The organism is Mycolicibacterium xanthum, from assembly GCF_019710635.1.
Classification (GTDB): Bacteria; Actinomycetota; Actinomycetes; order Mycobacteriales; family Mycobacteriaceae; genus Mycobacterium; species Mycobacterium xanthum.
The window spans coordinates 1-10,984 of the sequence record NZ_JAIFZS010000108.1 but is presented as its reverse complement, the minus strand read 5'-3'; the positions used below and the strand labels follow the sequence as shown (position 1 = coordinate 10,984).

Below are 10,984 nucleotides of genomic sequence, written 5' to 3'. Positions count from 1 at the left end.
CTACGCGCACTAGGCAACCGCTTCGTCGGCATCCTCCACGGCTGCCTACGCCACCACACCCACTACGACGAACACACCGCGTGGGCACACCGCACACCCCACGCCGCTTGACACTTACAGACTAGGGATGTCTCGTCGGCGCCGAGCGCTACGGGATGCGCCGCGGCCGACCCGGGACCACGCCGGCACGCGACCGGGTCACTACAGCACCTGGCGCATGCTCTCCTCGGAGTAGTAGCGCTCCAGCTCCTCGATGCTCATGTCCGTGCGGATCGCCCGGGCCAGCTGCGCGGCGCCGGGCACCGCGGTCGGGTTCCAGCTCCGCGGATCCCAGACCTCCTAACGCAGGAACGCCTTCGCGCAGTGGAAGAACACCTCCTCCACCGCGATATCCAGCGCCAGGATCGGCCGGTTGCCGTGCACCGCCATCGCGTCGAAGTACCCGGCGTCGGCCAGGACGCGGGCGCGTCCGTTGATCCGCAGCGTGTCACCGCGCCCCGGGATGACGAACAGGGTGCCGACGTCGGGCCGCTGCAACACGTTGAGATACCCGTCCACCCGTTTGTTGCCGGGACGTTCCGGGATCGCGATGGTGTGCTCGTCGACGATGTGCACGAACCCGGCCGGATCCCCCTTGGGCACACATCGACGCGGCCGCCGGCGTCGGTCGTCGCGACGAAGCCCAGCGGCGAATGCGCCAGCCAGTGCCGGTGGGCGGCCGACAGCGCCGGCGCCACCTTGTCGGCCACCGCGGCGTTCGGGAGGCCGACGATCGCACGCAGTTCGTCGACCGAGGTCACTTCACGGGTCATAGCCAGGTCATAGCCCGATTATTCGCGCGCCGGCCCGTCGCCGAACAGCCGAACCAGCTCGCGGCGATCGATCTTGCCGATACCGCGCCGTGGCAGTTCGTCGAGGATGTGCAGCTCGCGCGGGGCGGCGGTGCCCGGCAGCGTCTCGGTGACGTGGGAGCGCAACTGATCCAGCGTGATCGCCTGTCCGGGACGGAGCACCACCGCGACCACCACCCGCTGGCCCAGCCGCTCGTCGGCCAGCCCGAACACCGCGCACTCGGCCACTGCGGGGTGGCCCGCGACCGCGGCCTCGACCGGCCCGGGCAGCACGGTCAGGCCCCCGGTGCTGATCGCGTCGTCGGCCCGCCCGAGGACCCGCAGAACCCCGGAATCATCAACCGCGCCAAGGTCATCGGTGCGAAACCAGCCCGGCTCGGAGAACGGGTCCGGGCTGACCGGGTTACGGTAGCCGGCCGCGACGGTGGGTCCACCGAGCCGGATGCGGCCGTCCTCCCCGATGCCGACCTGCACACCGGGCAGCGGCAATCCGTCGTATACGCACCCACCGGCGGTTTCGCTCATCCCGTAGGTCCGGATCACCGGAATCCCTGCCGCAGAAGCGCGTTCGGCCACGCCGGCCGGCATCGGCCCACCGCCGATCAGCACCGCGTCCAGATCCGCCAGCGCCGCCGCCGCGGACCGGTCGCGCAGCGCCTTGTCCAGCTGGTTGGCCACCAGCGACGCGTACCGGCGGCCGGAACCCAACGCGGCGATCGCGCCGGGCAGCTCGGCCGGGTCGAAGGCGGCGGGCAGCGCCACCGGCACCGTCGCGGACACGGCGCTTCGGACCAGGACCTGGAATCCGGCGACGTGGTAGGCGGGCAGCGCGAGCAGCCAGCGACCGGGCCCGCCCAGCCGTTCGTGGGTGGCCCGCGCGCTGGCCAGCAGCGCCGCGGCGGTCAGCTGTGCCCCCTTCGGTGTCCCCGTGGTGCCCGACGTGGACAGCACCACCGCCACCGCGTCGTCGATCGGCTCACCGGCCCGCAACGCCGTTGTCAGCAGCGCGGACTGGCCGGCGTCGTGGGCCGGCACCGGCAGTGCGCTGACCCGGCCCGCGAGGACGTCGTCGATGACGGTCAGTGCCGCCACCGCGGCGGCGCCCGATTCGATGGGGACAGGACGTAGGAGGACGGCTACACTCCCTCGTCGGCTTCGCTGTCGCGCGGGTCGTCGAGTGGCCAGCCCTTGGCGGCCAGCCGGACCCGGACCCGTTCGACATCACCGGCGGACGGCAGCTCGTCGGTGACCGCGGTGATCCGCACCCCGATGTCGATGTGGTCGATGCCGCTGCCCGCGGATTCCGCGTGGTGCATCGGCGCCGCGGCCACGGTCTTGACCTCGTCGTCGGTCGGTCGCCGGCGCAGCAGGGCGAGCAACGGCACCCGGTCCGGCCCGGGAACACCCTCCGGATACCCGGCGTTGATCCAGGCCACGATCCTGGCGAGAAACTTCGTCACGGCATCGACTTCCCACAGGGCGGACGGACCGCTTCCACTGGCAGCTCGATAGTAGCTTCCCGCCGCACCGGGGCCATCGGCCAACGGGTCCCCGCCGGTAGCTCCGGCGTCGGTCGGGTGGCCGCTCGCGGCACCGGCTCGCTGATCCGCGCCACAGGCGCCTCAGCCCGAAGCCGATCGGGGGCTCCGCAGTGAAACCTGTTGTGAGACTGGCGCTCTATCAAACCGTCCGCTGAAGTCGTGGTGGTGCGGAGGTGTTGATCGCACTCACCACCAGACGGTGGCTTCGTCGCCTTGCCTGGGCTTGGCCAGCGGCTGCCCGCTGCCGAGCAGGCTGGCGGTGATGGTGTTGCAGAACCGGTACATCGGTAGATCGAAGATGCTGTTGTTCATCGGCCGCTCGAGGAAGAAGCCCAGCCGTTCCGCAGAAACGAACAGCGCCATGAGCAACAGCCCGAGGGCGATGCTGCCGACGTAGTGGCCGGCGACATGGAGAAGTTCGAACGCCGCGAGTGCGAACACCCACGCCAAACCGCGGACGAACATGTCGTAGTGGACCGGGATGGGCTGATTGCGGATGCGTTCCAGTCCGCCCTGCGATGACACCAGAGCGGTGCTGACCGTCATCAGCATGACCCGGGCCGGGGGGTCGATGTGGCCGCCCTCGGCCAGCCACTGCACATCCTGCGCCTGGCGGTTGAGCAGATCGGTGGCGGTCGCATCCGGCGGGTCCTCGGTGAGGTCGACGACGCCGGGTAGCGTTGCAACGCCGCGCAATTCGGCGGCCAACTGCCAGGCATGGCGGACCTGGCGGCGGCGCATGCGGTCGAGAACCGGTGCCATCTCCGCCGACCCGGTGTCGACCGCGGACAGCCCGTTGTGCATGGCCCGGCAGTCGTTGATGACCGCACCCCACAGCGTGCGAGCCTCCCACCACCGCTGGTAGGCGTTCGCGTTGCGGAACCCGACGAAGATCGACGCCGCGATGCCGGCAGTGGCCAGGATCGCGGAATAGTCTTCCGGGTTGACGGTGTCGGGCATCGGCAGCAGGATGGCGGCGATCAACGCCACTGCCAGCAGGTTGTACTTGAGCTGCCACCCCACCAGGCCGAGGACTTTGACCGGACCCGCCGGCCCCACGCTGCGGATCATCGTGACCAGCCTATGCGGTGACCGTTCAGACTTTGGCGACAACGAGTTATCCACCGCGATCGCGACGGTCGCGAACGCCGGCTCTCTTGTTCTCCTCGTCCTCGGTGTACCGTCATGCCGTGGCCGATCGCACCGGTGATGCTTCGCCACCCCGGCTGAAATCCGGGGCTGACGCCGCGGCGGCGTACCGGTTGATCCGCGAACGTGTCGACACCCTGCTGCGCGGCCGGGCTGATGTCGCCGAGCGTGTGGTGTCCGCATGCCCCGCCTGGACGGTCCGCCAGACGCTCTCGCATCTAGCCGGCGGCGCCCAGGACGTCGCCTCGCAGAATCTGGACGGTGTCGCAACCGAACACTGGACCCGGGCGCAGGTCGACCGGTTGAGCAACACCGGCATCGACGAACTGCTGGATCTGTGGGCCCAGGCGATCGATCAGGTGACGGCACTCGTCGACCAGCCCGGCCTGGAATTTCCCGCGGGCCAGCTGGTGTTCGACGCGCTCACCCACGAACACGACATCCGTGGCGCCCTCGGTGAGCCGGGCGCCCGATCGGCGGACCCGGCACTTGCCGTCGCCGTCGCATTCCTGTCGACGGCGTACGACCAGAGTGCGCGGAAGGCGGGCCTGCCGGTGCTCGTGCTGACCACCCCGGAGGCGGGTTCGCTGCAGCTCGGCGACCCGGACACGGTCAGCGAGCGGGTCGCCCTGTCGGTGTCGGACTTCGAGGCGCTGCGCGCCTTCGGTGGCCGGCGCAGTCACCGGCAGCTGCTGGCGCTGCCCTGGCAGGGTGACCCGACGAGGGTGCTCGCCGCGCTGGGCAACGAGGCTGTCCGGCCGCCCGCCGACGACCTCGTCGAGTGAAGTCAGCCGCGGGTGTCGCGGCGCAGCGGGTGGTCCTCGGGCACCTGGACGAAGATCAGCGTCACCCCGTCGGGGTCGGCGACATGCATCTCGTGCAACCCCCAGGGCTCGCGCCGGGCCTCGCGGGCGATCGCGACACCGCGTGCCGCGAGCTCGTCCTGCGTCGCGTACAGATCGCGCACCTGCAGCCACAACGCTCCCGGGAACGGCGGCGACCCCGGCGCCGGGGCGCCGTGGGCGGCCAGCTCGATCAACGACTGGCCGGCGTAGAAGACTGTGCCGCCCGGGTACTCCCTGGCGATGGCCAGCCCGAGGTCGTCGCGGTAGAAGGCCCGGGACCGGTCGTAGTCGGCCGGGCGGAACAGCACCCTGCTGGCCAGGATCTCCATGCGACTGTGTCTACCACGTCAGCCGATGTTGCGGTCCGACCCGGCCCAGTAGGGCTCGCGCAGTTCGCGTTTGAGGAGCTTCCCGCTCGGGTTGCGGGGCAGTACGTCGGCGACGTCGACGCTCTTGGGCAGCTTGAACCCGGCCAGGTGGGCCCGCGCGAACTCGATCAGCTCGGCCGTGTCGAGGGTGGTGCCGGGCACAGGCACGACGACCGCCTTGACCGCCTCGCCCCATCGCTCGTCGGGCACGCCGATCACCGCGGCGTCGGCCACCCCGGGATGGGCCATCAGTACGTTCTCCACTTCGGCGGGATACACGTTCTCGCCGCCGGTGACGATCATGTCCTTGATCCGGTCGTGCAGGTAGAGATAGCCGTCGCCGTCGAGGTACCCGGCGTCGCCGGTCTTGAGCCACCCGTCGCGGGTCAGCGTCGCCGCTGTGGCCTCCGGGTTGTTCCAGTATCCGAGCATGTTCTGCTCGGATCGGGTCCACACCTCACCCACCTGGCCGGGTGCGGCGTCGCTGCCGTCGGGGTCGACGATGCGGATCTGCACCCACGGATACGGCCTGCCGCACGACCGCAGGAGGTGGGGGAGGTGGTCGTGGCCGTCGAGCTGGGTGATCGAGCCCGTCGTCTCGGTCATGCCGTACACCTGTGCGAACACGCTTCCGAACCGCCCCATGCCGCGGAGCAGCACGTCGTCGCTGATCGGTGCGGCGCCGTAGACGACCACCCGCAGGCCGGACAGGTCGCCACCGGCCGGCCCCGCGGTGTCGAGCATGCGCTGGATGACCGCGGGCACCAGCAGCAGGTTGGTGACGCGGTGCGCCGGGATCGACGCCAGGATCGCCGCCGGGTCCACGTCGCGCAGCACCACGGTGGTGCCGCCGTGCCACAGGCCGGCCAGCGCCCACCCCGAGCCGGCCATGTGGAACAGCGGCATCACCGCGAGCGTCACCGCCTCGTCGTCCATCTGCCACGGGCCCTCGACCCCCGAGCATTTGCAGCGGTAGTTGGCGTTGCTGAGCATGACGCCCTTCGGGGCGCCGGTGGTGCCCGAGGTGTACATCAGCGTCACCAGGTCGTTAGGGCCGGTGACCACGCCGGGATCGTGGGCGGGGTGGGCGCCGATCCAGTCGCCGAAGCGCGGCCAGCGGTCATGCGGGCCGATGGCGATGACGGCGGCGTCCAGGTCGTCTTCGATCGACTCGAGGTGGCCGACGAAGTCGGGTCCGACCACCACCAGCGCCGCTCCCGCGTCGGCGATCACCTGCTGCATCTCCGGGGCGGCCAGCCGCCAGTTCACCGGCACCCCCACCGCGCCGAGCTTGGCCAGACCGAACAGCACGTCGAAGAACTCGGCGCCGTTCTTCTCCACGAACGCGACCCGGTCCCCGGTCCTGATGCCGGCGGCGGCGAATGCCTGGGCGGCCCGGCTGGAGCGGGCGTCGAGCTCGGCGAACGTGATGGTGTCCGCGCCGACGACCAGCGCCGGCGTGTCGGGGCGCAGGCGGCCGTGCACGCGGACGACGTCGGCGACGGTGCGGATGTCCGGCACGTCAGTCATTGGGTTGCAGCCGCTGGCGTTTCATCAGCGTGTCGACCACGCCGGGGGCGACGCTGTTGACCGCGGCCGCGGTGACGGCCACCCGCGGTGCGATGCTGACCGGACGGTGGCGCGCGGCGGTGATGATCCAGCCCGCGGCCTCGTCCGCCGACAGCGCGGGCAGGCCGTGGTATTCCCGGGTCGGTGCGATCATCGGCGTCTTGACCAGCGGGTAGTACAGCGTCGTGGAGTGCACGCCGTCATCGCCCCACTCCGTTTCGAGGATGCGGCTGACCGACGACAGCGCCGCCTTCGACGCGTTGTAGACCCCGAACAGCGGGGGCGACTCGGTTTTCACACCCCAGGTCGCGACGTTGATCACGTGGCCGTCGCCGCGGCTGATCATCCCGGGCGCCAGCCCGCGGATCAGCCGCAGCGGCGCGAAGTAGTTCAGCGTCATCGTGCGTTCGACGTCGTGCCAGCGGTCCAGCGATTCGGCCAGCGGCCGCCGGATGGAACGGCCGGCGTTGTTGACCAGGATGTCGATGCCACCGAGGTCGGCCTCCACGGCGGCGACGAGGCCGTCGATGGCGGCCATGTCGGCCAGGTCGCAGACGTACGCCCGGGCTTCGGGGACGTTGCGGCCTCCGGCCGCGGCGATCCGGTCGACGAGGCCGTCGAGCAGTTCCCTGCGGCGGGCCACCGCCACGACGGTCGCACCGTGCCGGGCCAGCTGCTCGGCGGCCGCTTCGCCGATGCCCGACGAGGCCCCGGTCAGCAACACCCGCTTGCCGGCCAGGTCGACGACCTCCCGGTTGGGCCGGTGCTGCAGCAGCGTCGGCAACAGCGGCGGCCGCATGCCGGTCAGCACGACCTGTTCGGCCAGTCGGCGTAGCGGGTTCCTGTTGGCCACGGACAGCGAGTCTATTTCTCGCCGAAGTGGCATTCCAGCAGAGCCTCTCTCGACTTTTCGCTGCCGGAATGCCATTTCGGCGCAGAGGGGTCCACTCAGAAGTACCGGGGGAACGGGGTCCAGTCCGGGTCGCGCTTCTCCAGGAAGGCGTCGCGGCCCTCGACGGCCTCGTCGGTCATGTAGGCCAGCCGGGTAGCCTCGCCGGCAAACAGCTGCTGGCCCACCAGGCCGTCGTCGAGCAGGTTGAACGCGTACTTCAGCATCCGGATCGCCTGCGGCGACTTGCCGTTGATCTCCTCGGCCCACTGCAGCGCCACGGTCTCCAAGTCGGCGTGATCGACCACCTCGTTGACCGCGCCCATCGCGTGCATCTGTTCGGCGGTGTAGGCACGCCCTAGGAAGAAGATCTCACGGCTGAACTTCTGGCCGGTCTGCCGGGCCAGGTAAGCGCTGCCGAACCCGCCGTCGAAGCTGCCCACGTCGGCGTCGGTCTGTTTGAACCGGGCATGCTCGCGGCTGGCCAAGGTCAGATCGCACACCACGTGCAGCGAGTGCCCGCCACCGGCAGCCCAGCCGTTGACCAGGCAGATGACCGGCTTGGGCATGAACCGGATCAGGCGCTGCACCTCGAGGATGTGCAGCCGCCCGGCCCGGGCCGGGTCGACCGTGTCGGCGGTTTCGCCGGAGGCGTACTGGTAGCCCGACCGGCCCCGGATGCGCTGGTCGCCGCCGGAACAGAACGCCCAGCCGCCGTCCTTGGGGGACGGCCCGTTGCCGGTGAGCAGCACGACGCCGACGTCGGAGGACATCCGGGCGTGGTCGAGGACGCGGTAGAGCTCGTCGACGGTGTGCGGCCGGAACGCGTTGCGCACCTCGGGGCGGTCGAACGCCACCCGCACGGTGGGCCGGCGGGCCCCGTCGGCGATGTGGCGGTGATAGGTGATGTCGGTCAGGTCGTCGAAGCCGGCCACCGGCTCCCAGAGGCTTTCGTCGAACGGGTTGCTCACAGGGTCACACGCTATCGAAGCGGAACACCGAGCAGCGGCCGGCCAGCGCCTCGAACTCGTCGGGGTTCGGCCCGGTCACCAGCCCGGCGGTCTTCATGAACCCGACGCCGGTGGGCACCAGGTCCGGGAACCGACGCAGCAGCGGGCGGGCCTGCTCGGCGGACAGCTCGGTCATTCGCACCTGCTCGCGGATCCTGCCGCGTGCCAGCACCGCCGCGGGGTTGGCCTGCGCGTTGCGGACCCAGTCGGCGCCGGGAAACCCGCCGACGACGTAGCGCTGCCCGTCGACCTCGAACGGGGTGATCGGGGTGGACCGGGACTTGCCGGATCTGCGCCCGGTCACCGTCAGAACGAGTGGGCCCTCCCTGACCAGTCCGAGGCGTGTCACGGCCATGAAGACCCTGTTCATCGGCTTGAGCCACCAGGGCGGCTTCGGGTCGGTCATCGTCCCGACGCTACGCGCTGCTCAGAGCTCGATGTCGTGGGCCGACAGCGCGGCGATCAGGCCGTCGCCGCGCTCGGCGGTGGGCAGCGGGTCGACGAGCGCGAACCGGCAGCCCAGCGCGCGGGCCCCGCCATCGGCCTCGTCGCTGTCGCCGACCATCAGCGCGTGCGCCGCGTCCACCCCGAGGCGATCCAGGGCGGCCCGGAAGATCGCGGGATCGGGTTTGACGGCCCCGGCCTCGAAGGACAGCACGAACTCGTCGACGTCGCCGGCGACGCCGATGCGGTCGAACGCCGGCCGCAGGTCGAACGCGATGTTGGACACCACGGCGGTCTTGATGCCGCGGCGGCGCAGCCCGGTGAGCACGGTCGCGGTGTCCGGGTAGGGCGTCCAGCACGACGGGTCGATCACGTGGGCGTAGAGCGACTCCGCGTGATGGTGGGCCAGGCCCGATTCGCGCAGCACGTGCAGATAGGCCTCGCGGTGCAGGTGCGGGGCGAGATCGCGGTTCACCCACGCCGCGAGCGCTTCGGGGGTCATCGACACCGACCGTCCGGTCGGCGCGGTGAGCCGGCGCATCAGTTCGGCCTGCACGTGGCCGTCGACCTCACGGGTCTCGTCGGGGCTCAGCGGGTTGTCGAGTTCCATGCCCGCGAACCAGCTCTCGTCCTCCTCCAGCCGGAACAGCGTGCCGGAGAAGTCGAACAGCACGGCGTGCAGGTCTGTCACACCCATCATCGTGCCAGGTGTGAAATGAGCGCCGAGCGGCCCACGGTCCTGCACTGACTTTTCTTCTTAGCGTGCGTGTTGGCACAGCGGCGCGCCGCAAAGTGTGTGCATATGCGCCCGCTCGCGCCCGGCCGATCAGCCGGGCAGCAGCCCGACCATGTCCGAGCGTTGCCACAGCGACAGGAAGTTCGTCATCATCAGCAGCCGGCTGCGCACCTGTTCGACCCCGGCGATCCGCGGATCCATCCGATCGGGCACCGGATCGGGCAGTACCCGCATCAGGTAGGCGGGTACGTCGAGCAGCCAGCTGGTGCCCATGATCAGGGCGTAGGCCAGCACATGACTGCTCAGCGTCGACGCATCGATCCGCGGCCCGCCGGCATCGGAGTACTCGGCGACGAAGTGGGCGATGAGGTTGTCGAAGTGATTGACCCACAAGGTGGTTTCCGCGCTGCACAGCGCCCCCCAGATCGCCATCGCGAGATTCATCCGGCCCACACAACCCCAGTCGAGCAGCCCGCAGGTCAGCTCGCCGCGCTCGTCGCGCCAGAACCAGGCGTTGTCCACATTGGCGTTCCAGTGGCACAACGCGGTGTACCGGTGGTCCGCGGAGAGGGCCGACCACAATGTGTCGAGATTCTCGGCGACCAGCGCCACCTCGTGATCCAGCCGCGAAAGGAATTCCGGCCCAACGATTTCGGCGGGCAGTAGATTCGGTTGACGGGTGGCCAGCTCGGCGAGCCGCTCGACACGGCGGCGGAGTTGACCGGCGGTGGGCGGTGGCCGGTCGCCGACCGACAGCGCGCGCATGTCGGTAGCGACTTCGAGGCCGTCGGGCAGCCGCCCGGACTTGTCGGCCCCGCCGAGGCTGGCGAGCGCGCTGAACAACGCTCGGTAGTGGCCCGGAGCATCGGGCATCGAGTAGTCCTTGCACTTCTGGTAATGCGGTTCGATTCCGTCTTCTCCGTACGCGATTCGGCTGGTGATCAAGATCCCCGTGCCGGTCGCTTCGTGATAGTCGGCGAACAGGCACGGTGGCACCGCGATGGGGAATCCGGGTGCGCGGGTGGCGAGCGCAAAGGCGACCTCGCCCGACATCTGGGTGCGCCCGAGGTCTCGGGCGGGGTCGTCGAAATCGCGGGAGAACTTCACGAACAAGTCTTCGGGCAGGTGGCCCGGCAGCCGGTAGGACACCGACAATGTGGCCTTGCGGCCGGTACTGCCGCCGCGGAATTCGGTCAGCTCGTTCACGGCGGCGACGGCGTCGTCCCGGCCCAGCACGCCGGTCCGGCGGAACGCCTCGGTGAGGAACCCGGCGCCACCGACACGCAGCGTCGTGGCGTCGGCGGGGAAGTCCATTCCGAGATGGTCCCCGGGTACCCACCGTTGCGGCCGATCGAGGGTGCGCATACTCGCGATTGTCACAGGCGTGTCGTGCGCTGACACGCACGCTAATGGGTCTTGATCGGTGTTTCGTTGCCGGGTTTGGAGGCCTTGTCGCGCGACGCTGATTGTGAGCGGCTGGTCGGTGAGTACTTGCGCGCGCTGGACCTCGAGTCCTATGGCGAGATCGTGCCCCGGCCGGTTGTGGGTTCACCGTAAGTGCTGAAGGGATGTCGTGCCGGAG

Annotated in this window: 11 protein-coding genes and 1 pseudogene; 1 reads left to right on the top strand and 11 read right to left on the bottom strand. The window is 70.1% G+C overall.

Annotated features, from left to right (window positions below; genetic code table 11):
- Positions 1-201: 201 nt before the first annotated feature.
- From JDV09_RS26055 to JDV09_RS26040, 4 genes and pseudogenes are all read right to left on the bottom strand, one after another.
- Positions 202-812 (bottom strand): annotated as a pseudogene (locus tag JDV09_RS26055) (MSMEG_1061 family FMN-dependent PPOX-type flavoprotein).
- Between the two features lie 18 nt (positions 813-830).
- Positions 831-1,943: an o-succinylbenzoate--CoA ligase gene (gene menE / locus JDV09_RS26050; protein ID WP_372453041.1), complete on the bottom strand. Its 1,113-nt coding sequence runs from the start codon at positions 1,941-1,943 to the stop codon at positions 831-833.
- A 44-nt stretch (positions 1,944-1,987) separates the two neighbouring features.
- A complete protein-coding gene (locus JDV09_RS26045; RefSeq protein WP_221372021.1) occupies positions 1,988-2,311 on the bottom strand; it encodes a DUF3349 domain-containing protein in 324 nt (107 codons plus the stop codon).
- 267 nt (positions 2,312-2,578) lie between these two features.
- Positions 2,579-3,463, bottom strand: a complete 885-nt coding sequence (locus JDV09_RS26040; protein WP_221372020.1) for a bestrophin family protein — start codon at positions 3,461-3,463, stop codon at positions 2,579-2,581.
- Positions 3,464-3,582: 119 nt separating this feature from the next.
- Here JDV09_RS26040 and JDV09_RS26035 point away from each other — a divergent pair, with 119 nt between their 5' ends.
- A complete protein-coding gene (locus JDV09_RS26035) occupies positions 3,583-4,326 on the top strand; it encodes a maleylpyruvate isomerase N-terminal domain-containing protein (protein ID WP_221372019.1) in 744 nt (247 codons plus the stop codon).
- 2 nt (positions 4,327-4,328) lie between these two features.
- Here the strand turns inward: JDV09_RS26035 and JDV09_RS26030 are convergent, their stop codons facing one another.
- The 7 genes from JDV09_RS26030 to JDV09_RS26000 form a co-directional block, all read right to left on the bottom strand.
- A complete protein-coding gene (locus tag JDV09_RS26030) occupies positions 4,329-4,715 on the bottom strand; it encodes a VOC family protein (protein ID WP_221372018.1) in 387 nt (128 codons plus the stop codon).
- Positions 4,716-4,733: 18 nt separating this feature from the next.
- Complete coding sequence (locus JDV09_RS26025) at positions 4,734-6,284, bottom strand: long-chain-fatty-acid--CoA ligase (RefSeq protein ID WP_221372017.1); 1,551 nt, start codon at positions 6,282-6,284, stop codon at positions 4,734-4,736.
- The gene (locus JDV09_RS26020) at positions 6,277-7,209 is read right to left on the bottom strand and encodes an SDR family oxidoreductase (protein ID WP_221372016.1); all 933 of its coding nucleotides are present in this window, start codon (positions 7,207-7,209) and stop codon (positions 6,277-6,279) included. Before JDV09_RS26020 ends, JDV09_RS26025 begins: the two co-directional genes overlap by 8 nt.
- 62 nt (positions 7,210-7,271) lie before the next feature.
- Complete coding sequence (locus JDV09_RS26015; protein WP_372453040.1) at positions 7,272-8,183, bottom strand: 1,4-dihydroxy-2-naphthoyl-CoA synthase; 912 nt, start codon at positions 8,181-8,183, stop codon at positions 7,272-7,274.
- Positions 8,184-8,187: 4 nt separating this feature from the next.
- Positions 8,188-8,628 carry a nitroreductase family deazaflavin-dependent oxidoreductase gene (locus JDV09_RS26010; RefSeq protein WP_221372015.1) on the bottom strand — a complete coding sequence of 147 codons (441 nt, stop codon included), beginning with the start codon at positions 8,626-8,628 and terminating at the stop codon, positions 8,188-8,190.
- Between the two features lie 21 nt (positions 8,629-8,649).
- A complete protein-coding gene (locus JDV09_RS26005) occupies positions 8,650-9,363 on the bottom strand; it encodes an HAD family hydrolase (protein ID WP_221372022.1) in 714 nt (237 codons plus the stop codon).
- 129 nt (positions 9,364-9,492) lie between these two features.
- Complete coding sequence (locus tag JDV09_RS26000; protein WP_221372014.1) at positions 9,493-10,767, bottom strand: hypothetical protein; 1,275 nt, start codon at positions 10,765-10,767, stop codon at positions 9,493-9,495.
- Positions 10,768-10,984: the final 217 nt, after the last annotated feature.